19 protein-coding genes are annotated in these 23,984 nt (G+C 33.5%); 16 read left to right on the top strand and 3 right to left on the bottom strand.

What is annotated here, in order from left to right; translation table 11 throughout:
* The first annotated feature begins 15 nt into the window (after positions 1–15).
* From RB619_RS11830 to RB619_RS11820, 3 genes are all read left to right on the top strand, one after another.
* Complete coding sequence (locus RB619_RS11830) at positions 16–783, top strand: tetratricopeptide repeat protein (RefSeq protein ID WP_308097662.1); 768 nt, start codon at positions 16–18, stop codon at positions 781–783.
* Positions 784–898: 115 nt separating this feature from the next.
* Positions 899–2,647: a BatD family protein gene (locus RB619_RS11825; protein WP_308097661.1), complete on the top strand. Its 1,749-nt coding sequence runs from the start codon at positions 899–901 to the stop codon at positions 2,645–2,647.
* A gap of 103 nt (positions 2,648–2,750) precedes the next feature.
* Positions 2,751–3,497 carry a tetratricopeptide repeat protein gene (locus RB619_RS11820; protein ID WP_308097660.1) on the top strand — a complete coding sequence of 249 codons (747 nt, stop codon included), beginning with the start codon at positions 2,751–2,753 and terminating at the stop codon, positions 3,495–3,497.
* Between the two features lie 317 nt (positions 3,498–3,814).
* Here RB619_RS11820 and RB619_RS11815 read toward each other — a convergent pair whose 3' ends face one another.
* A complete protein-coding gene (locus RB619_RS11815; RefSeq protein ID WP_308097658.1) occupies positions 3,815–4,384 on the bottom strand; it encodes a 5-formyltetrahydrofolate cyclo-ligase in 570 nt (189 codons plus the stop codon).
* Positions 4,371–5,351, bottom strand: a complete 981-nt coding sequence (locus RB619_RS11810) for a succinylglutamate desuccinylase/aspartoacylase family protein (RefSeq protein WP_308097655.1) — start codon at positions 5,349–5,351, stop codon at positions 4,371–4,373. The genes RB619_RS11815 and RB619_RS11810 overlap by 14 nt, the downstream gene beginning before the upstream one ends.
* Before the next feature lie 137 nt (positions 5,352–5,488).
* Here RB619_RS11810 and uvrC point away from each other — a divergent pair, with 137 nt between their 5' ends.
* The 13 genes from uvrC (at position 5,489) to RB619_RS11745 (ending at position 23,452) form a co-directional block, all read left to right on the top strand.
* The gene (uvrC, locus tag RB619_RS11805) at positions 5,489–7,282 is read left to right on the top strand and encodes an excinuclease ABC subunit UvrC (RefSeq protein WP_308097653.1); all 1,794 of its coding nucleotides are present in this window, start codon (positions 5,489–5,491) and stop codon (positions 7,280–7,282) included.
* 9 nt (positions 7,283–7,291) lie between these two features.
* Positions 7,292–9,571 carry a patatin-like phospholipase family protein gene (locus RB619_RS11800; protein WP_308097651.1) on the top strand — a complete coding sequence of 760 codons (2,280 nt, stop codon included), beginning with the start codon at positions 7,292–7,294 and terminating at the stop codon, positions 9,569–9,571.
* Between the two features lie 317 nt (positions 9,572–9,888).
* Positions 9,889–11,046 (top strand): homogentisate 1,2-dioxygenase, encoded by a 1,158-nt coding sequence (locus RB619_RS11795; protein ID WP_308097650.1) that lies wholly within the window; start codon positions 9,889–9,891, stop codon positions 11,044–11,046.
* Between the two features lie 167 nt (positions 11,047–11,213).
* Positions 11,214–12,374 carry a 4-hydroxyphenylpyruvate dioxygenase gene (gene hppD, locus RB619_RS11790; protein WP_179004192.1) on the top strand — a complete coding sequence of 387 codons (1,161 nt, stop codon included), beginning with the start codon at positions 11,214–11,216 and terminating at the stop codon, positions 12,372–12,374.
* Between the two features lie 293 nt (positions 12,375–12,667).
* Complete coding sequence (locus tag RB619_RS11785; RefSeq protein ID WP_308097647.1) at positions 12,668–13,438, top strand: DUF3108 domain-containing protein; 771 nt, start codon at positions 12,668–12,670, stop codon at positions 13,436–13,438.
* Positions 13,438–14,370: a tryptophan 2,3-dioxygenase family protein gene (locus tag RB619_RS11780; RefSeq protein ID WP_308097645.1), complete on the top strand. Its 933-nt coding sequence runs from the start codon at positions 13,438–13,440 to the stop codon at positions 14,368–14,370. Before RB619_RS11785 ends, RB619_RS11780 begins: the two co-directional genes overlap by 1 nt.
* Positions 14,371–14,400: 30 nt before the next feature.
* The gene (locus RB619_RS11775) at positions 14,401–15,621 is read left to right on the top strand and encodes a peptidoglycan DD-metalloendopeptidase family protein (RefSeq protein WP_308097643.1); all 1,221 of its coding nucleotides are present in this window, start codon (positions 14,401–14,403) and stop codon (positions 15,619–15,621) included.
* A gap of 25 nt (positions 15,622–15,646) precedes the next feature.
* Positions 15,647–16,267: a hypothetical protein gene (locus tag RB619_RS11770; protein WP_308097641.1), complete on the top strand. Its 621-nt coding sequence runs from the start codon at positions 15,647–15,649 to the stop codon at positions 16,265–16,267.
* Between the two features lie 481 nt (positions 16,268–16,748).
* Positions 16,749–17,405, top strand: coding sequence for a hypothetical protein (locus RB619_RS11765; RefSeq protein WP_308097639.1), 657 nt, complete (start codon positions 16,749–16,751; stop codon positions 17,403–17,405).
* A 144-nt stretch (positions 17,406–17,549) separates the two neighbouring features.
* The gene (gene pgi / locus RB619_RS11760; protein WP_308097637.1) at positions 17,550–19,193 is read left to right on the top strand and encodes a glucose-6-phosphate isomerase; all 1,644 of its coding nucleotides are present in this window, start codon (positions 17,550–17,552) and stop codon (positions 19,191–19,193) included.
* Between the two features lie 312 nt (positions 19,194–19,505).
* Complete coding sequence (locus tag RB619_RS11755; RefSeq protein ID WP_308097635.1) at positions 19,506–22,358, top strand: carboxypeptidase-like regulatory domain-containing protein; 2,853 nt, start codon at positions 19,506–19,508, stop codon at positions 22,356–22,358.
* Positions 22,359–22,463: 105 nt separating this feature from the next.
* Complete coding sequence (locus RB619_RS11750) at positions 22,464–22,886, top strand: hypothetical protein (RefSeq protein WP_308097633.1); 423 nt, start codon at positions 22,464–22,466, stop codon at positions 22,884–22,886.
* 83 nt (positions 22,887–22,969) lie between these two features.
* A complete protein-coding gene (locus RB619_RS11745) occupies positions 22,970–23,452 on the top strand; it encodes a septal ring lytic transglycosylase RlpA family protein (RefSeq protein ID WP_308097631.1) in 483 nt (160 codons plus the stop codon).
* Positions 23,453–23,485: 33 nt separating this feature from the next.
* Here the strand turns inward: RB619_RS11745 and RB619_RS11740 are convergent, their stop codons facing one another.
* Positions 23,486–23,941 (bottom strand): DinB family protein, encoded by a 456-nt coding sequence (locus tag RB619_RS11740; RefSeq protein ID WP_308097629.1) that lies wholly within the window; start codon positions 23,939–23,941, stop codon positions 23,486–23,488.
* Between the last annotated feature and the right edge of the window lie 43 nt (positions 23,942–23,984).

Below are 23,984 nucleotides of genomic sequence, written 5' to 3'. Positions count from 1 at the left end.
AAATAAAAATTTAGAATGAAAAATTTACTTCTTTATATTTTACTAACGTTTTCTTTAGCAGTTTCTGCTCAGGAGAAAGACAAAACATTGCCAGACGGGAACGAAGAATATAAACAGAATAAATTTGTTGATGCCGAAGCTAATTACAGAATTTCGCAGTCAAAATTTCCAAAAAAAGCGGCTGCTTCATACAATTTAGGAAATACGATATACAAACAAAACCAGATTTCGGAAGCTAAATATGCTTTTGCGAAAGCGATAAAAAATGCCAAAACACGTCCTGAAAAACACAAAGCATATCACAATTTAGGAAATGTTTTCATGAAAGAAAAAGATTATACGCAAGCTGTTGAAGCGTATAAAGAAGCACTTCGAAATGACCCAACAGATGACGAAACGCGTTATAATTATGCTTTAGCCAAACAAAAACTAAAAGAAAATCCGCCTAAAAACGATAAAAATAAGGACAAAGACAAAAAGGATAAAGACAAGGATAAAAATAAAGACAAAGACAAGGACAAAGATAAAAACAAGGACAAGGATAAAGATAAAAAAGACGACAAAGGCGATCCAGATAAGGACAAAAAAGATGGTAAAAATGATCCGAAGAAAGATGACAAATCAGACAACAACGGACAACCGAAACCACAGCCTGGAGGAATATCTAAAGAACGAGTTCAGAATTTATTGGATGCCGTAAACAACGAAGAAAAGAAAATTCAAGATAAAGTAAACGCCCAAAAAGTAAAAGGAAGCCCTAAGAAAGCTGAAAAAGACTGGTAGGATTTTTGGGTTAATCGTTTAACCGTTTATTTGTTTAATCGAATAAACAGTTAAACGATTAAACAATATAAAAAACGATTAAACGGTTAAAACAAATAAACGATTAAACAACTTAATGAAAAGATTTTTAATTTTATTTCTATTCACTTTTCAAGGACTTTTGGCTCAAGTTCAGTTTGAAGCCAGAGTCAGTAAAAACACGCTTGGACTCAATGAAAGGCTTCGAATTGACTTCATCATGAATGTTGATGGAGACAACTTTGAACAACCTAATTTTGAAGGATTTAAAATTGTAGCCGGGCCAAGCCAGCAGATTAGTCAATCATGGATAAATGGCCGAAGCTCTTTTCAAAAAATATACTCTTATATTTTACAACCTGACAAAAAAGGGAATGTAACGATACGCCAGGCTGCAATTGAATTTAATGGGCAGATCTACAAAACTTCTCCTATAAAAATTGTTGTCACAAATGCCGTTGCTCAAGAAAGAGATCCAAATGACAGACCTCAAGGACAAGGCAGTGAAACACTTAATCTTGTTGCCGAAATTTCAAAAACAAATCCGTATCTAAACGAACCAATTACGGTTGTTTATAAATTGTATTTCAATAATATTGGCGTTACCGGTTTTAAAGAATTGGCAAAACCAAAATACAATGATTTCTGGAATCAAAATATTGACATCAAACAATTATCCATTGAAGAAGGAACTTTTCAAGGTCAGAGATGTTATTTTGTAATCTTGAAAAAAACCATTCTATATCCTCAAAAATCAGGAAAATTAACGATCGAACCACTTTCATTAGACATTGGCGTACAATTGCCTACAAATCGTCGTGATATGTTTGGCCAGCAAATCGTAGTTGATGATAATAAAGTTGTTTCGGCTGGAGCCAAAACTATAAACGTGAGACCACTTCCTGAAACTGGAAAACCAGAAGGTTTCAGCGGTGCAGTTGGTAAATTTAATTTCGTGGTTACGCCTTCAAAAACAAGTGTAAAAAGTGGCGAAGGTCTTGATTTAATTGTGAGTGCAAATGGAACTGGAAACATGAAATTGTTTACTTTGCCAAAACCAGTTGTGCCAAATGCCTTGGAAATGTACGACCCCGTTCATGATGAAAAAATTACAACTTCATTAGCTGGAATGTCAGGAAGAATATCTGACAAGTACACTATTGTGCCACAGTATAAAGGAAAATACATTATCAAACCAATGCAGTTTTCTTATTTTGACCTAAGCACAGGTTCATACAAAACAATTACTTCACAAGAAATTGCGATTGACGTTTTAGACGGACCAATGCAGGCGGAAGCAAACAGTACAGCAAGTGCTGCTAAAAATATTATTTCAAAAACAGATCAGTTTAAATACATCAAATCTAGAACTACATTAGTTTCTGTCGAAAAAGATGATTTTTACGGTTCTGATTTATATTATGCATTGCTTTTATCGCCTTTCATTATTTTGCCAATTATCATTATTGCTAAGAAGAAAAAAGAAGCTATTGATGGCGACGTTGCTGGAAACCGAATTAAAATGAATAACAAACTGGCGAAGAAATATTTATCTGAAGCTAAAAAACAGCTTAATAATAAAGAGCCATTTTATATTGCTTTGGAGAAAGCGATGCATAATTTCCTGAAAGCAAAACTGCATATTGAAACTTCGGAAATGAGCAAAGACAATATTCGCGAGTTGCTATTATCTAGAAATGCAAATCCAGAATCGGTTCAGAGTTTTATTAATTTGACTGAAAACTGCGAATTTGCAAGATATGCTCCGGCATCAAGTGCTTCGATTCAGCAGGATTTTGATAAAGCTGTTTTGATTATTTCAGAATTAGAAAAGCAAATTGTTTAATTTTTTAACCGCAATCCCGATAGCTATCGGGAGCTAAGAAATTTGATTTAGATTGCGCCGTTTTAAGTTCGCAAAGTTGAAAATCGTATTACAAATCTAGAAAATGAAAAATATAGTATATCTCTTTTTATTAATCACACAAGTTTTCTTTGCTCAGAGCAGCTTTGAAAAAGGAAATGCGATGTACCAAAGAGGCAATTATCAGGAAGCTGTTCTGGCATATGAAGGTGTTATAAAAGAAAACAAGCAAGAATCGGCTGAGTTGTATTTTAATTTGGCTAATAGTTATTATAAGCTGAATAAAGTGGCTCCAGCAATTTATAATTATGAGAAAGCTTTAGTTTTAAAACCTCATGATCCAGAAACGCTGAACAATTTAAAGTTTGCCAAAAAACTAACAATCGACGAGATTAAAGAAGTTCCAAAAGTAGGTTTTGCAAAGCTGATCCAGAACTTTACTGGCATTTTTAATTATAATACTTGGGCAAAAATTTCTGTTGGAATTGCATTTCTTTTCTTGCTGAGTTTTATTGGTTATTATTTTTCACAGCTTACACTTTCAAAACGAATTTACTTCATCGGAATGTTTGTTCTTTTGGTGGCGTTGGCATTGAGTGTTTCGGCTGGAATGTCTGAAAAAAGCCATTTTGACAATGATCGTCCGGCAATTGTATTTGCTGAAATGAGCGAAGTTCGAAGTGAACCTCAAAAAGGTGGTTCTGCCATTTTCTTATTACACGAAGGTGCAAAAGTGTATGTAACCGAAGTTTTAGGCCAATGGAAAAAAATCGAATTAACCGATGGAACCGAAGGCTGGATTGATGGTTCGACTATTAAAGAAGTGAAATAAGTTTTAAAATTTCAAATAAAAAATCCCAAATTCCAATTGTAAAATTGAGGTTTGGGATTTTCTTTTTTTTGGTTTTAAACCATATAAGTGATATAAGTAAATATAAATTCAATTCAGAATCAATTAAAAATTTATTTATACCAATAGTTATTTCCTCAATGCATATTGACAAACTTTGTGTAGACGCACTGCTGTGCGTCTCTACGATTTTGATTGCGGAAATTATTGCTATCTAAATTATCAACCCAACGCATATCGTAGAGGCGCCCAGCAGTGCGTCTACGTCCAGCATATCGACAATCGTTGGAGAAGATTTATTAAAACTCGTAAACCTTCTCAGGCGTCACGCAATAATCCAATTTCACATCCGATTCAAAAACATCATCGATTTGATTTTCGGCCTCAAAAAAAGAAAGTCCAATTTTTATAGTTTCTTGTCGGCATTCAGATAAAAATTTATCGTAGAAACCTTTACCGTAACCCACTCGGTTTCCGTGGATATCAAATGCTAAAAGCGGCACAAAAACAACATCAATATTTGAACTCGGAACCTGAAGTCCGTTTACAGGTTCTGGAATATTATACTCGTTTTTTTTGATTTTGGTATTATCTGTCAGTAAAAAATGAGTCATTTCTCTGGTTTCAAAATCACTTTTCGAAATCACAATTTCTTTATCTTTTCCCGAAAGCAAATGCAGTACAAATTCCGTATCAACTTCTTTATGTTCTACTATTGGAAGAAAAACATGAAAATAAGTTTTATCCCAAATTGGCAACTGAATTAAATTATTGGCTACAGCCAGACTTTTCTCTTCAATTTCCTCTTCAGAAAGTGCTTTTCTGAGGTTTTTATAATGCAATCTAAGTTCTTTTTTATTCGTCGTCATGTACAGGGCTATTTTTAGATAAATGATAAATCGCATCGCCTTCGTACACAATTGGCGAATGATTGGCATTAATTACAAAACCGTCGTGAGGCGCTTTTACTTTTTGTTCAAACTTACCAAAGGGATCAGTGATAATGGCCAAGATAGTTCCTTTGGTCACAAATTTTCCAACCAAATTAAAATCATGCAGTAAACCTGAACATTTAGCTCGTAGCCAAAAAGAATATTTAATATAAATAGAAGGTATTGGTGCAGCTTCGACAAGTTGCTTTGAGTCGAGCATTCCAAGATAATTCAATAATCGTTTTACACCAAGAACACCTTCATTTGCAATATCATTATTGATGTCTAAAGATTTTCCACCTTCAAAAAGAAGCATTTTGACATTGGCATTTTCAGAAGTTTTTCTAAACGAACCGCTTATATTTTTTGAATACAAAGTAAAAGGCGCGTTAAAAACATCGGCTAAAACTTTCAATTCAGGATTGTTTTCGGTGATTCGAATTTGCGGAGCATTAAATCGGCTTGCACCTCCGGCATGAAAATCAACTGCGTAATCTAAAATTGGTAAAATTTCTTCAACGATATGATAAGCAAATCGGCTTGCGAGAGAACCTTTTTTGCTTCCCGGAAAAACTCGGTTTAAATCGCGTCCATCAGGAAACTCGCGCGATTTATTTACAAAACCATACATGTTGATAATTGGAATACAAATAATGGTACCGCGGGCTGGTTTATTTATTTTTTTGCTGATAACTTGCCGCACAATTTCAACACCATTTATTTCATCGCCATGAATTCCTGCCGAAAATAAAACAACAGGACCTTCAATCTTTGAACGGCGCACAATTACCGGAATGTTCAGTTTTGTAGTGGTATGCAATCTTGCGATTTCGACATTAATTGTTCTGCTTTCTCCAGGCAAAATTGTCTCGTCGAAGATAACCAAAGGCTTACTATTTTTCATGTAGAATTATAAAAGCTAAATATAGAAATTATTCTTTTGATTTTGTAAATTTGAAACTAAATCGATGCAGCGCTTTTTTTGAGAAATCGGAATGATTTTTGAAAATGCTCATCACCTTTCCTCAGAAACAAAAAAGAATGCAAAAATCATCCTTAGACCTTCAAATTCTAACCTTGCCAGATAATCCTGGCGTGTATCAGTATTATGATAAAGACGGGAAGATTTTATATGTTGGAAAAGCAAAAAACTTAAAAAAAAGGGTTTCATCCTACTTCAATAAAATTCATGATACAGCCAAAACGAATGTTTTGGTCAAGAAAATTGTTACTATAAAACACATCGTTGTTCCCACTGAAACCGATGCACTTTTATTAGAAAACAATTTAATTAAAACATTGCAACCACGATATAATGTGTTGCTTCGTGATGATAAAAGTTATCCTTGGATTTGCATCAAAAAAGAACCTTTTTCGAGAATATTTTCAACGCGAAGAATGGTCAAAGACGGTTCTGAATATTTTGGCCCGTACACCAGTTTCAAAACGGTTCATACCATTTTAGAATTAATCAAAGAATTGTATCCGCTACGCACCTGCAATTATGATTTGAATAAATCAAATATTGATTCGGGGAAATTTAAAGTTTGTCTGGAATATCATATTGGCAATTGCAAAGGTCCGTGCGAAGGTTTGGAACCTTTAGAAGAATATCAAAGGCAAGTTGATGCGATCCGCGAAATTCTGAAAGGGAATTTCAAAGAAAGTATGAGAGATTTCAAGCGGTTGATGATAAAATATGCCGAAAATTTACAGTTTGAAGAAGCACAGAAAATCAAAGAAAAAATCGAAGTTCTTGAGAATTACCAATCAAGATCAACAATTGTAAATCCGAAGATTACCAATATTGACGTTTTCTCAATTGTATCTGACGAAAGTGCGGCTTATGTTAACTTTTTACAGATTTCACACGGTTCTATTATTCGTTCGCATACTTTGGAAATGAAGAAAAAATTGGATGAAACGGATGAAGAATTACTAGAATTGGCAATCGTTGAGCTTCGTGAACGTTTTCAATTATTATCAAAAGAAATCATTGTTCCGTTCGAAATTGATTTGGGAGAAAATATTAAAACAACCGTTCCACAGCTTGGAGACAAAAAACAGATTCTGGATTTATCTATTCGAAATGCAAAATTCTACCGAATCGAACAATTGAAACAATTACAGATTGTAGATCCAGATCGTCATGTTAACAGAATTATGGCGCAAATGCAAAAAGATTTGCGATTGCCTGTTGAACCTCGTCATATTGAATGTTTTGATAACTCGAATATTCAAGGAACAAATCCGGTCGCGGCTTGTGTGGTTTTTAAAGATGGCAAACCAAGCAAAAAAGATTACCGACATTTTAATGTAAAAACCGTTGAAGGCCCAGATGATTTTGCTTCGATGACCGAAATTGTTGGCCGACGCTATAAAAGATTATTAGAAGAAAATGAACCGTTACCACAATTAATTATCATTGATGGTGGTAAAGGACAATTGTCTGCAGCGCTAAAAAGTATTGATGAATTAGGCTTGCGCGGAAAAATTGCCATTATTGGAATTGCAAAACGACTTGAAGAGCTTTTTTATCCTGGCGATTCAATTCCGTTATATCTTGACAAAAAATCAGAAACGTTAAAAGTGATTCAGCAATTGCGTAATGAAGCGCACCGATTTGGTATTACATTTCATCGCGATAAACGAAGCAAAGCAGCGCTCAATTCATCTGTAGAAAGTATTCCGGGCATTGGCGAAAAAACAATGCTTACCTTGATTCAGCATTTTAAAAGTGTTAAAAGATTAAAATTAGCATCAGAAAAAGAAATATCTGCTGTTATAGGAGTTTCAAAAGCCAAAAAAATTGTCGACTTTTACAAAACCAACTAGCTATTTTTTATGCGCCCAAACGAGCTTTACATTGCATATAATCAATCAAAAGGATTTTTCTCAAATTCTGTTTGGTGCGTAGCGGTCGTGCTTTTGATATTTTTATTTTTTCCTGAAAAATCATTTTCGCAAGAACAAAAACAAGACAGCGTAAAAAGACCAAAAATTGGTTTGGTTTTAAGCGGTGGAGGCGCAAAAGGTTTTGCACACATTGGTGTTTTGAAAGTTTTGGAAGAAGCTGGAATCAAAATCGATTATATTGGCGGAACTAGTATGGGGGCTGTAATTGGCGGACTTTATGCATCTGGTTATAATGCTTCACAAATTGATTCGATTTTCAAAAAAACAAATTTTGACGAACTAATAAACGACTACATTCCACGTTCCTCTAAAAACTTTTACGGCAAAAAAAATGATGAGTTGTACGCCATTACTTTGCCTTTTAGTAATTTCAGAATCGGAATTCCTGAAGCGCTTTCAAAAGGAATGTACAATTACAATCTTTTAAGCAGTTTGACCCGAAATGTTCGTCATGTACGCGACTTCAATCAACTGCCTACTCCATTTTTATGTATTGGAACAAATATTGAAACCGGCGAAGAAGTTTTGCTCAACAAAGGCAATCTCGTACAGGCTATGATGGCCAGTGCGGCTTTTCCGTCTTTATTTACTCCAGTTGAAATTGATGGCAATTTGATTGTTGACGGTGGCGTTGTAAACAATTATCCGATAAAAGAAGTACGAAATCTTGGTGCTGACATTATTATTGGAGTTGACGTTCAAGACGATTTGATGAATCGTAAAAAATTAAAAAATGCCACAAGAATATTAGTTCAGATCACTAATCTTCAATCCATTGAAAAAATGAAAAGCAAAGTAAAAGACACGGATATTTATATCAAACCAGATATTCGTGATTTTGGTGTGATTTCTTTTGACAAAGGCGAAGAAATAGTTAGAAAAGGTGAAGAAGCTACTTTTGCTGTTTACGAAAAAATCAAATCATTGGTAAACGAAGAAACTTTTTATAAAAAACCCAAGCTAAAAATCAGTTCGGATACTTTAGAAATTAAAAAAATAAATGTTGACCAATTAGACAATTATACCAAAGAATACATCAATGGTAAATTGCGTTTCAAGCCAGAAAGCACCATTACCTATCACGATTTAAAAACCGGAATTAACAATTTAAATGCTACTGAAAACTTCAGTACGATTTCATATTGTCTAGAGCCAAATGGCGAAGCTGATAATTTAGACTTGGTTTTAAAAGAAAATCCAACGCAAACGTATCTAAAACTCGGATTACATTATGACGGATTGTATAAAAGTGCCATTTTATTGAACCTCACTCATAAAAAAACATTTCTAAAAAATGATGTTACTTCATTCGACATTATTTTGGGAGACAACTTTAGATACGATTTGAACTATTATATTGAAAACGGATTCAACATCAGTTTTGGGTTTCGTTCAAGATTGAATCAATTTAACCGAAATGTGACTAGAAGCATTAGTCAGCTCGAAGTATCAAATCCAAATGTGAATCTAATTAACGTTGACTTTTTTGACCTTACTAATCAAGCCTATTTTCAGACCATTTTTGTTCAGAAATTCTTAATGGGTGGCGGTTTGGAATACAAGTATTTAAAAATTGATTCCCCAACACTTTCAAATAATGGCAACACAATTGATAAAAGTAATTATTTCAGCGTTTTTGGATATTTAAAATATGATTCACTTGACAAAAAAAGCTTTCCGCGTTCTGGATTATACTTCTCAAGTGACGTGCAAACTTATTTAGCCTCATCTGATTATAACAATAATTTCAAACCTTTTTCAATGGCAAAAGCTGAAATTGCATTTGCCAAAACATTATTTAGAAGAGCTACTGTTAAAATTGGTGCGGACGCCGGATTTAATATTGGCAGTGATAGTGTTCCTTATTTTGATTTTATTTTGGGTGGTTACGGCTACAGCAAAATCAATAATTTTAATTATTTCTATGGTTATGATTTCTTGAGCATCGCTGGAAACAGTTATATAAAAACCGATATTACGCTTGACTACGAATTCATCAAAAAAAATCATATCAATTTCTCTGCAAATTATGCCAATCTAGGCGATGACATATTTACCACAGTCGATTGGATTTCGATGCCAAAATATTCGGGTTACGCTGTAGGTTACGGCTTGGAAACTATTATTGGCCCAATTGAAATCAAACAATCTTGGTCCCCAGAAATGTCTAAAAGCTTTACATGGTTTAGCATTGGATTCTTGTTTTAGAATTTAAACGAGAATAGTGCAATAAAATCATGCTATTTTTTTGCTATCAAAAAATTATATCAAAAAAATTAAAATATCTTTTAGTTATAAATAATATAATTTCTATTTTTACTCGCAAAAATTTACGACATTTGTTATAATGAAAACAAATTGGACAGGTTTATTAGAGTATCTTCAATTCCTCATCAAGAGAAATCCTGAATGAAGCTATCGAATTGAGATAATTAGTCAATACTAAAGTTGACTTGATTATCTGTTCACACAATTCAAATTTTCGAATTATCTAATTAATTTAAAAATTATCTAATTGAAAAGCCATGCCATTATATCATAAACTTGGAGATTTTCCTCAAAAAAGACACACCCAATTCGAAAAACCAAACGGTGGTTTTTACTACGAACAATTATTTGGAACTGAAGGTTTTCACGGACATTCATCATTATCTTATCATGTTCACAGACCAACGCAGGTAAAAGAAATTTTAAACTCGTATTCGGTTGAACCAAAAATTGCAATCGGAAAAAATATAAAATCATTACTTTTTAAAGGTTTTGAATTAAAACCGGAAAACGACTTTTTAGATAGCCGAAAAGCAATGTTAGTCAATAAAGACTGTATTATTGGTTTGGCTGCGCCGAAAGAATCGCTTCGAAATTATTTCTACAAAAATGCCGATGCCGATGAAATGCTTTTCATCCATAAAGGAAAAGGAAAATTAAGAACCATGTTAGGAAATATTCCGTTTGAATATGGCGATTATTTAATTATTCCGCGTGGTATCATTTATCAAATAGAATTTGAAACGGAAGAAAACAGACTATTTTATGTAGAATCGTATTCTCCATTTTATACTCCAAAAAGATACAAAAATCAATCAGGTCAGCATTTGGAACATTCTCCGTTTTGTGAGCGTGATTTTATTTTGCCAAGCGAATTGGAAACGCACGACGAAAAAGGTGATTTTTTAATTAAAATCAAAAAAGAAGGCATGATTCACGAAGTGGTTTATGCTACACATCCTTTTGATGTTGTGGGCTGGGACGGATATAATTTCCCATACGGATTTTCAATTCACAATTTTGAACCTATAACGGGGCGTGTCCACCAACCGCCACCGGTTCACCAAACTTTTGAAACGGCAACTTTTGTCGTTTGTTCATTCTGCCCAAGACTTTACGATTATCATCCGAAAGCCATTCCAGCGCCATACAATCACAGCAATATAGATTCTGACGAAGTTCTATATTATGTAGATGGCGATTTTATGAGCCGTAATAATATTGAGCAGGGTCACATCACTTTACACCCAAAAGGAATTCCGCACGGACCTGCGCCTGGCGCAATGGAACGTAGTATTGGCCACAAAGAAACTCAGGAATTAGCCGTTATGGTTGATACTTTCAGACCATTAATGGTAACGGAAGAAGCTATGGGATTGGACGATGGTCATTACTACAAGTCATGGACTGAGTAATTATCGTCTTGATCTAACCGCAAAGTTCGCAAGGATTTTGCGGTTAGATCGCTATAAAACCTTTGCGAACCTTGCGATTGCCTTTGCGTACTTTGCGGTTAAAAAATCTAAACACAACATTTCGGAAAAATCAATTAAACGATTAACCGATTAAACAAATAAACATCATGAGTAAAGAAGTTAAATCAGTAGAATACGGATTAGAAAAAATATTTGAAGGAGCGCAAGATTTCCTTCCATTATTAGGAACAGATTATGTAGAATTCTACGTAGGCAATGCAAAACAATCTGCACATTATTATAAAACAGCTTTCGGATATCAGTCATTGGCTTACGCCGGTTTGGAAACTGGAGTAAAAGACAAAGCGTCATATGTTTTAAAACAAGACAAAATCAGAATTGTTTTAACAACGCCTTTAACAGCCGATTCTCCAATAAACGAACATTTGAAAAAACATGGTGATGGAGTAAAAGTTGCCGCACTTTGGGTTGAAGATGCTACAAAATCTTACGAAGAAACAATGAAACGTGGTGCACGTTCTTTTATGGAACCAACTGTTGAAGAAGATGAATTTGGTCAAGTAATCCGTTCTGGAATTTACACTTACGGAGAAACGGTTCACATTTTTGTAGAAAGAAAAAATTACAATGGTGTTTTCTTGCCAGGTTACAAAGAATGGAAATCGGATTACAACCCAGAACCAACAGGATTAAAATACATTGATCATATGGTTGGAAATGTGGGTTGGAATGAAATGAATACTTGGGTAAAATTCTACGAAGACGTAATGGGATTTGTAAACTTTTTATCTTTTGATGACAAACAAATCACAACAGAATATTCTGCATTGATGAGTAAAGTAATGTCAAACGGAAACGGAAGAATCAAATTCCCAATCAACGAACCAGCCGAAGGAAAGAAAAAATCTCAAATTGAAGAATATTTAGATTTCTATGGTGGGCCTGGAATTCAGCACATTGCTATTGCTACAGATGATATAATTAAAACAGTATCACAATTAAGAGCTCGTGGCGTTGAATTTTTGTCAGCTCCTCCTCATACATATTATGAAGCAATTCCAGAAAGATTGGGCGTTCACATGGATATGATGAAAGAAGATATTAATGAAATTGAAAAATTAGCTATCATGGTCGATGCCGACGAAGACGGCTACCTTTTACAAATTTTTACGAAGCCAGTTCAGGACCGACCTACCCTTTTCTTCGAAATTATTCAAAGAATGGGTGCAAAAGGATTCGGCGCAGGCAACTTTAAGGCTCTGTTTGAGTCAATTGAAAGAGAACAAGAATTGAGAGGAACACTATAAAAACGCATTATTTTTACATTATGTAGAAAAATTCTCTGTAAATCGATGGTTTTTATGCAAATGTTATGTTAAACTTGACTTTTACTATTTATTTTTTGAACTTTCTATCTATCTTTGCACTCGCAAAACAAAAGGGGTGGTTTCCTTTTGGATTGATATAAATTTCATAATTTATAGTTTTTTGGTTAGTTAATAGCATAAAAACTCAGTCATTACTTGACTGAGTTTTTTTGTTTTGGTACATTTGGAATAGAATTTGCAATTATCCTCATAAATATTTGTAAAACAGTACTATGAAAAAATTAATCCTCTTTATATTCATCCTCACAGCCTTTAGTTTTGACACACAAAAAGAAGACGCTTTCGGAACGGGAGAGTTTTTTAAATTCAGAATTCATTACGGAATTGTAAACGCCGGATACGCCACACTTGAAGTTAAAGATGCCACGGTAAACAATAAAAAAGTATACCATGCCGTGGGTAAAGGTTACACAACTGGTATGTCAAAATTTTTCTTTAAAGTCGAAGATTTGTACGAAAGCTATTTTGACAAAGAATCTGGAAGTCCATACCGATATGTTAGAAAAATTGACGAAGGTGGCTACACCAAAAATCAAGAAGGTTTTTTTAATCAGGCAGAAAATAGGGTTTTGGTAAAAGATTACAAACGAAAATCTGAAAAAACGATTGTAATCACTGATAATGTGCAAGATATTGTATCCTCATTTTACTACTTAAGAAATCATCCTAATATTGACAAATTAAAATCAGGCGAAGCAATAACAATTGACATGTTTTTTGATGACGAAATCACAAAATTTAAGTTAAAATATGTAGGCCGTCAAGATATTACGACTAAATTTGGAACCGTTTCTACAATGGTTTTCAAACCTCTTGTACAGACTGGCAGAGTCTTCAAAGAAAAAGAAAGTCTAACACTCTGGATAACAGACGACGACAACAAAGTTCCTATTAGAATTAAAGCAGATCTTGCCGTAGGATCACTCAAAGCAGATCTTGATGAATATAAAGGATTAAAAAATCCATTTAAAGTTAAAAAATAATGAACCTTACTGATCATTCCGAATCAATTTTAAAAGAAATTGATCAAAAATTCCAAGCTATAAATCAAAAAACTGATGTTCAGTTAGAAGGATTGCTTTGGTCAAAACCAATTACATATTGGGATTACATTCAAACCGATGCGCTTTTAAATTTACAAATACAGCGCACCACACTTCCTGATGAAATGGTTTTTATTATGTACCATCAAGTAAACGAATTAATCTTTAAAATGATTTTGTGGGAAATCGATCAAATCGCTGAAGAACAAAATATTCAGGTAGATTTTTTCAGCGAAAGGCTTTCTAGAGTTACACGTTATTTCGACATGCTAACAAACTCTTTCAGCATTATGGAAAACGGAATGGAGGTTGATCAATATATGAAATTCAGAAACACACTTACTCCTGCCAGTGGTTTTCAAAGTGCACAATACAGAATGATTGAATTTGCATCGACAGATGTTATCAATTTGACCGACAGAAGATACAAAGCAAACTTTGACGAAAATACCGATTTAGAAACCAGTTTCGAACATCTTTATTGGCAAGCGGCTGGAAAAGATTATCATACTGGCGAAAAATCATACTTGCTTAACGAGTTTGAAAAAAAATACAAAGAGCAATTTTTAAGACAAATGTCATCGTTTAAAACGAAAAATATTTGGCAAAAATTCACACAGCTTCCTATTGAAGATCAACAAAATACAGAATTGATTGAGGCAATGCGCCATTATGACAAAACTGTAAATATTACTTGGGTAATGCAGCATCTTAATACTGCGAGAAAATATATTTTGGAAAGTGGAAAAGGCAACGGTGAAGCGACCGGAGGAAGTGACTGGCAAAAATATATGCATCCAAAATACCAAAGACGCATCTTTTTTCCTAAATTGTGGACCGAAGAAGAATTGTCCAATTGGGGAAATGAATAACCACTTTAGTTTCCTAAAAAAAGTATAAGTTTGAAAAAAGCAGTTGTAATTATAATCCTTTTGTTCTCAGTATTTTCATGCAATAAAACGGATGAAAAAGTTGAAACTAAAATCACGAAGCCAAAAACTAAAAAAGTAGAGTTTGGTTTTAATTACGCAGACTTTAATGTTGTAAACGACACCATTTCAAAAGGTGATTCGTTTGGATCTATTTTTCAGAGTCAAAATATTGGCAACAAAAAAGTACACGATATTGTAGAACAGGTAAAAGATTCTTTTAATGTTAGATCAATTCGTTACGGCAAACCTTTCACTTTGCTTCGTTCAAAAAATAAAACAAACAACCTTGACGTTTTTATTTATCAGCCTGATGCGCTAACATATTATGTTATTGATTTAAGAGACAGTATTGCAAAAGCATATAAAAAAATAAAACCTGTTACTTTAAAACGCAAAATAATTGGTGGCGTTTTAAAAAGTTCTTTATCTGAAACTTTAGGAAACGAAAGTGTTGAGACAGCGCTTGCCAGCAGAATTACAAAAGTTTTTTCTTGGTCGATTGACTTCTTCAAACTTAAAAAAGGGGATCGCTACGGATTAATTTTTACTGAAAGATTCATCAACGGAAAAACGTATGATGGTGTTGAGGAACTTGAAGCAGCTTTTTTTGAATACAAAGGAAAAATAATCTATGCATTTCCTTTTGAAAAAGATACACTTTCAGGCAAAATTGAATATTATGATGATCAAGGAAGAACACTTAAAAATTTCTTTCTAAAAACGCCAATTAAATTCAGCCGAATCACTTCTAGATTCACAATGAATAGATTTCACCCTGTTCAACATACTTGGAAAGCACATAAAGGAACCGATTATGCGGCTCCAAGAGGAACTCCAATTTCTACAACTGCCTCTGGAGTTGTTGAAGCAACTGGATATACTGCAGGAAACGGAAACTTTGTAAAAGTAAAACACAACGGAACCTACTCTACTCAATATTTACATATGTCTAAAATCTTGGTTCGCCGCGGACAACGTGTTACGCAAGGACAGACAATTGGTTTAGTTGGAAGCACAGGTTTAGCTTCAGGCCCACACGTTTGTTATCGTTTCTGGAAAAATGGTGTTCAGGTTGATGCACTTCGTCTCAACTTGCCAACGGGAGAATCTTTAACTGGTAATGACAAAACTCGTTTTACAAAACAAATCGAACCTTTGAAAAGAGAATTGGATAGTATTGGGAATCTTTAAAATTCAATTCAAAAAATAGCAAAACATGAAAAACGCTCGACTTAAAGCAATTTACAGTGAAACTTTTTCTGGCTTAAAGCTATTTTACAGAGACACCAATTTATCTGAAAATTTAATTTCGAATTACAAAGTCGGACAGATCATTCAGGAAAAAGGATTTACTGATATGACTTCCATTGGCGGTGGGCTTTCGGGAAATTTCAGATATTTAATTGCAAGTTCCCATCCCAAAGATTTATCAAAATTCAATCCTGATTCTGCTAAAATTGGACATTTCCTTTTGGACACAATTGCGTATTTTAAAGTTTTGGATATTCAGAAAATTGGAGATAAAACTCAAGTTTTTCTTTTAAATATTCCAGACAATTCTTTAACGCTTTTTAAAAATTCATCTTCAAATCTGGAAGAAGAAATTATAGAAAAGGCAAGAAAAAAATTCCGCGACAAAGTCAATTCACCTCTAATTCCCGAATTACAAACCGAAGATTGGAAAGAAAGAACCAAACTTCCAATTGGAATGAATGAAAATGGAGAACTATTTTTTGATGATTCGAAAATTAAAATGGAACCTTCAAAAAGAATAGAAATTGATACCGAAAAGAAAACTATCGAAGTAAATAAAAAACCTTGGTGGAAGGTTTGGTAATCTGATTTATGAAAAAACTGCTAAAATATTTTCTCCTTTTTGCTTTAATTTCATGTCAAAACAAACCGTTTGAAATTAGTTTTGACACATATAATGATTATAAAACAGAAACTAATTTGAGGTTAACCGGTTGGTTTCCAAATATCATAAAATCGGATTCTTATAATCTAAAAAGCAGTTCTCTACTTGGCTCTTGCAACTTTGTAAAATTTAATTACTCTAATAATAAGAGTTACGATTCCTTATTCTTGAACAGTAAAAAAGTTCCTCTATTTTCATTTCAACAAAAAATAAAAAAATACGACGAACTAAAACCAAATTGGTTCCCAAATTACATTGAAATAAATAACACAGATTTTGAAATTATAAAAACGGATAGATATTATATTGCAAGAAAAAAATCTACAAATGAAATCTTTTGCTTCTGTGAAAATTAAACTTTTAAGAATAGAATAAAAACATCAAAAACCAACCCCAAATAATGACTGAAAATTTTATTGCTTTTAAGAATTTCCCAACTCGAATTCAAGCCAAAGAATTTGAAATATTATTAAATAACAACAATATCAAAACAGTTTTAGCAGATAATATAGCACCTGTTGATATTACTTTTTCAGGAAGCACATTACAAAATCAGTATGAAATTAAGATTGATCCAGCTGATTTTACAAAAGCCCAAGAAATTTTAGAAAAAGACACCGAAAACCTTCTAAATCATGTTGACAAAGATTATTATCTTTTAAGTTTTTCGAATGAAGAATTATATGATGTTCTTTTAAAATCAGACGAATGGAATGTTTTTGATTATAAATTAGCACAAAAACTTTTGACAGAACGAGGCAAAAATATCGATCCAGATATGCTGGCTTCTTTAAAAAAAGAACGTCTGGAAATTTTAGCAAAACCAGAAGAGAATCAAAAACCTTGGATAATTGCCGGATATTTATTTTCACTCTTGGGTGGCGGAATAGGAATTGTTATTGGTTATTCTCTTTGGACTTCTAAAAAAACATTACCAAACGGTGAACGTGTTTACTCCTATAATGAAGCAGACCGAAAACATGGCAAAACTATCTTTATTCTTGGTTCAATAATTTTCCCGTTAGCGCTTTTAGTTAGAATTCTTATTGCTGATTAATTTTAAAATTTTGAACAATTTCAAGTCATAATCAATAAAACGTTTTCGTAACTAATTGTTATATAATCGTGAACCGCTACCCTTTTAAAAGTTATTTCAGTATTTTTGTGTTTCTGAAAAAACAAACCACATAATAAAATACAAATGGCTTTAAACACAACAAACCCAACTGGGACTGAGGCGTGGAAAAATCTGCAAAACCACTATAATGCAATTCACGAAACTACGATACAAGAATTATTTGAGCAAGATAATGCCCGTGCTGAAAAATTCAACTTACAATGGAACGACTTTTTAGTTGATTATTCTAAAAACAATATTAGTCAAGAAACTATTTCTCTTTTGTTAGAATTGGCTAATTCAATTGGATTAAAAAATGCAATTACTGCTTATTTTGGAGGAGAATTAATCAATAGAACAGAAAACCGTGCAGTTTTACATACGGCTTTACGCGCTCCGGAATCGGCAGTAATTAATGTTGACGGAGAAAATGTAATTCCGGAAGTTTATGAAGTAAAAAATAAAATCAAAAACTTTACAGAAGAAGTAATTTCTGGACAAAGAAAAGGTTTTACAGGAAAAGCATTTACAGATGTTGTAAATATTGGAATTGGAGGTTCAGATCTTGGACCAGTTATGGCGGTTGAAGCTTTACAATTTTACAAAAATCATTTAAACTTACATTTTGTTTCAAACGTTGATGGAGATCACGTAAATGAAGTTATCAAAAAACTAAACCCTGAAACTACTTTATTTGTAATTGTTTCTAAGACTTTTACAACTCAGGAAACACTTTCGAATTCAGAAACAATAAAAGAATGGTTTTTGAAATCGGCTTCGCAAGAAGATATTGCAAAACACTTTGCAGCCGTTTCTACAAATATTCAAAAAGTAACGGAATTCGGAATTAATCCAGACAATGTTTTCCCGATGTGGGATTGGGTTGGAGGAAGATTTTCTCTTTGGAGTGCAGTTGGTTTAAGCATAGCTTTAGCAATTGGCTTTGACAATTATAACCAATTATTAGTTGGTGCAAATGAAATGGATGAGCATTTCAAATCGGCAGAATTTGATGAAAACATTCCGGTAATTCTAGCTTTATTAAGTGTTTGGTACAATAATTTTTATGATGCCGAAAGTGAAGCTTTGATTCCGTACACACAATATTTATCAAAATTGGCTCCGTACTTGCAACAGGCAACTATGGAAAGCAACGGAAAAAGTGTTGGCCGTGACGGAAAACCAGTTAACTATCAAACTGGAACAATTATTTGGGGAGAGCCAGGAACAAACTCACAGCATGCTTTCTTCCAATTAATTCACCAAGGAACAAAGAGAATTCCAACAGATTTCATTGGATTTATTAAACCGCTTTACGGAAATGAAGATCATCATGACAAATTAATGTCAAACTTTTTTGCTCAAACTGAAGCTTTAATGAACGGAAAAACGCCCGCACAAGTTCAAGCTGAATTTGACAAACAAGGGCTTTCTGCAGAAAAAGCTTCTTATTTATTGCCTTTCAAAGTATTTACTGGAAACAAACCAACAAATACAATTTTGATTGAAAAATTAACTCCAAAAAGCTTAGGTTCGTTAATTGCTTTATACGAACACAAAATATTCGTTCAAGGAATTATCTGGAATATTTTCAGTTTTGATCAATGGGGAGTTGAATTAGGAAAACAGTTAGCGAATTCAATTTTAGACGAAATAAATTCTAAAACTGTTAAGACACATGACAGTTCAACTACATTTTTACTAAATCACTTTTTGAGAAACAAGTAAATCTTAATTTTATAACAAACTGAAACGCCTTAATTTAATAAAATTTAAGGCGTTTTTTCGTATAAAACACCTATAAAAAAGCCACAAAACATATCTTTTTGCAGGTTTACGGCTACATGACTGTTCAAATCATTATCATTTTAACAAAAAACAGCACTTTAAATTCAAAAAACTGTTATTTAATTTAACTAAAAAAGAAAAAATCATTTTAATGCGCAGCATAAAACGTAAAACTAATTTTTCTTAACATTTTGATAACATAATCTGATTTTAATGTTATAATTTTGCCAAAAACAATAAACTAAATAACAAATGAAGAAAATGAAAAATTGGTTACTTACTGGACTATTTTTTATGATAGTTTCAACCGTATTTTCTCAAGGAAAAGTGACTGGTACAATTACCGACGGAACGGGCGGTTCATTACCAGGAGCAAACGTAGCGATCAAAGGATCATCTACAGCTACTTCAACAGATTTCGATGGTAAATTTACTATCAATTCAACAACAGGTTCGGGAGAGATTGTTATCTCTTTCATAGGTTATGACAACAAAACTGTAAAATTTACAGTATCAAATGGCTCAACTACAAACTTAGGCGAGATTGTTTTAGCTTCTAACTCAAACGAATTAAGCGAAATTGTAGTTAAAAGTACTGTAATTGACGTTGCTAAAGACAGAAAAACTCCGGTTGCTGTGTCTACAATTAAAGCAGCTGAAATTCAGCAAAAACTTGGAACTCAAGAGTTTCCAGAGATCTTAAAAAACACTCCTTCAGTTTATGCTACTAAATCAGGTGGTGGTTTTGGAGACGCGAGAATTAACATTCGTGGTTTCAACCAAAACAACATCGCTGTTATGATTAATGGTATGCCGGTTAACGACATGGAAAATGGTTCTGTTTACTGGAGTAACTGGGCTGGTTTATCAGATGTTGCATCTGTTATTCAAGTTCAAAGAGGTTTAGGAGCTTCTAAACTTGCTACACCTTCTGTTGGAGGAACAATCAACGTAATCACAAGAACTTCTGACAAAAAAGAAGGAGGATCTTTCTCTTCTGGATTTGGAAATGCAAGAAATTTCAAAATTCAAGGTTCATACAGTACAGGTAAATTAAGCAACGGACTTTCAGCTTCTGTATTATTATCTCAAACAATGGGAGACGGATATATCCAAGGAACTCAATTTGAAGGATCTAACTATTTTGTTGCTTTAGGATATTCTACTAAAAATAACAAACACGATATTCAATTAACAGTAACTGGTGCGCCACAATGGCACAACCAAAGAACTACTGCTTCTACTATTGCAACTTACCAACAATATGGTACTCTTGATGAACCAAACACAAGATACAATGCTGATACAGGATATTTGAATGGTGAGCAATACAACATCAGAAAAAACTACTACCACAAACCAATTGCATCTCTTAACTGGGATTATGCTATCAACGAAACTACAAAACTTTCTACAGTGCTTTATGCATCTTGGGGACGTGGTGCAGGAGCTAGTGCAACTGGAGGTATCAAAGGAAAAGCATACAATGACGTATTGGCTTTCAGAAGAGCTGACGGTTTAATTGATTATGATAAGATTGTAGCTTACAACTCAGGACAATCTGTAACAATTGGAGGTCTTAATGGTCTTCAAACAAGAACAAAAATTGGTGGAGTTTACCAAAACAGTTCATACTTCAGTGGATCAAACACTGATTGGAATGCACAAACGACTACAAATACTTCAGGTATTTCTCAAACTTCATCTATCAACTCTCATGACTGGTATGGTGCTGTAATCAATTTAAACAAAAAACTATCTAATACTTTAACTTTAGATTTCGGTTTTGACGGAAGAACTTACAAAGGATACCACTATACTGTATTAAATGACTTATTAGGTGGTGGAGAATATTTCGATAATTTCATCGCTGATTTAAAACCAAACGGAAGACACCTTACAACTACTTACCCAACAAGTGTTCAATGGAATCCTTTCGACAAAAAGAACTATGAAAAAATCTCTTTCAATAGTACTGGTAATGTAAAATGGTATGGTTTATTTACTCAATTAGAGTACTCTAAAGATAACTTAAGTGCATTTGTTCAAGGAGCTATTTCTCAACAAGGATACAAAAGAGAAGATGATTTCGTATACAAAGCTGGAGATCCATTAAGATCTACTCCATACGAAAATGTATTAGGTGGTAACGTAAAAGCAGGATCAAACTACAACATTAGCGAAAAAAGCAATGTATTTGTTAACGCAGGTTATTATTCAAAACAACCTTTCTTTAACTCAGTTTATCCTAACAACAGATCTACAGTTAACCCTAACTTAACTAACGAGAAAATCTTAGGATTTGAAGCAGGTTACGGATTCCGTTCTAGATTCTTTACTGGTAGCTTAAACGTTTACAACACAAACTGGGATGATAGATACTTAAGAGGTAATGCTCTTCCAGCTAACGCAGTTCCTGGTCTTCCTGCAAACACAACTTATACAGAGTATGTAGGTCTTAACGAAGTTCACTCAGGAATTGAGTTTGAAGGTAGTTCAAACATTACTGAGAAATTAAAAATCACAGGTATGTTCTCTTACGGAATCTGGGAGTACAAAGGAAACGCTAAAGCAAATGCTTACTATACAGCTGACAACACTCCAGTTCCTGGATATACTTCAGCTACTCTTTACATGGATGGTGTAAAAGTTGGTGATGCAGCTCAAATGACAGCATCTTTAGGAGCTTCTTACGAAGTTTTAACAAGATTCTTTTTAGATGCTAACTACAACTACAATGACAATTTATATGCTGGTATCAACCCAGTTAACTTTACTTCAGCAACAAACAAAGGTTCTTTACAATTGCCTGCTTATGGTTTAGTTGATGCTGGTTGGTCATACAAAATGTTAGTTGGTCAAAACAAAGACAAATCTGTAAACTTCAGATTAAACATCAACAACGTGTTTGACAAAACTTACATCGCTGAGTCTAGAACTAACATCTTTGCTGATGACAACCTTCCAGTTTCTGGTACACAACAACCAGGAGCAAACGGAACTTACGCTTCTAAAGGATTACTTTACGATGGTGTAGCTACTGCTAACCAAGTATTCTTTGGATTCGGAAGAACTTGGAACTTCCAATTACGTTACGATTTCTAAAATTTAGAATCTTAATAAATAATAAAACGGCATTGACTTTTAGTTTAATGCCGTTTTTTTTATGGCCTTTTTTTCTATATTTGTTTAAAACAAAAAACATAATTTATGTATCATTTTCTACAAAAATTCCATTCAGGCTGGGCTTACTTGGCATTACTGCTTCTTTTAGTGGCAGTTATAAATGCATTGATAGGTCTAAATTCTAAAAAAGAGTTTACAGCCAAAGACCGTAAAATTTCTTTATTTGCCTTAATTGGTACGCACACTCAATTATTGGTTGGTTTAATTCTTTATTTTGTGTCTCCGCTTGGAAAAGCTGCTTTTGGAGAAATGACTAATGCTGAGCTTAGACTTACTTCGCTTGAGCACCCTCTTATCAACATTATTGCCATCATTTTAATTACTATTGGATGGTCTAAACATAAAAAACTAATAAACAGTGAAGCAAAATTTAAAACGTTTGCTATTTTTTATGGTTTAGGATTATTGCTTATTTTAAGCAGAATACCTTGGAACCTTTGGTTCTAAACAAAAAAGTCCTAATTCTGTAGGACTTTTTTTATAATGGCATATTATTTGTACAAACTCCCCAAGTCTGAAAAAAATAACCCATGAGAAACAAAAAAAACTTTATACTCACAACGCTTACGGTGGCTTTTATAAGTTGCTTTACCTACGTTATAAGCCAAACAAAACCGGTTATTGAGCCAAAAGCTCAAGACACCCTGACAAAACCAAATTTAATTCCGATGCCAACAGACTCTGTTTTTACGGACAAAGGATTAAAATTAAAAACTTACAAAAAAAACGCTCATGCCTCCTACTATGCAGATCGTTTTAATGGAAAGAAAACAGCAGACGGAAGCCGTTTTAGCAACAGCAAATACACTGCAGCACACAAAAAACTTCCTTTTGGAACCCGAGTTAAGGTAACGAATGAAGCTAACGGAAAATTTGTAATTGTAAAAATTACGGATCGTGGTCCGTTTGTAAGGACTCGTGAAATTGACCTTTCAAAACGAGCTTTTATGGAAATCACAAAAAGCAAAGGTGCCGGCGCTATGAAAGTAACGATCGAAACGATTATAGAATAAAAAAAAAAATCCTGCTTGGAGCAGGATTTTTTTTTAAACAAACTTTCTGATGCTCATTGCAATTCCGGTATGAATTCCTTCATGATAATTATTGAAATCGAGAGCACCGTTAATATCCTTAAGCGTATAACCTAAGCTAGTTGTATATTCGTTATAATCAACAAAAACATTTGCTTCAAAGTCTTTAATCGTTTTCTCTAAAGTTATTGAAAGTAAATTCCTGATTTCATCAACTTCGGTTTGAGAAACATCTCCCTCTGGTTTTGTGCCTTTTCTATACTTCAAAATAAATTCTTCAGAAGCTAATGTTGGCAAACCTGATAATTTATAGACTAAAACTTGTTGTGATGCTACGCAATGCGCAATATTCCAAATCAGGTTATTGCTAAATCCTTCCGGAATTTTGTTTAATTGTTCTAATGAGTGATTGTCTAAAATCTTCAAAAGAATTTCTCTAATGGTTTTTTGAACTTCAAAAACAGATTTCATAATTATATTTTTTTTCTAAAATTAGACAATTTTAAGATTTAAA

It is taken from the genome of Flavobacterium sp. LHD-80 (assembly GCF_030929605.1).
Lineage (GTDB): Bacteria > Bacteroidota > Bacteroidia > Flavobacteriales > Flavobacteriaceae > Flavobacterium.
Note: the sequence above shows the minus strand (reverse complement) of the source record. Positions and strands in the feature narration are given on the sequence as shown.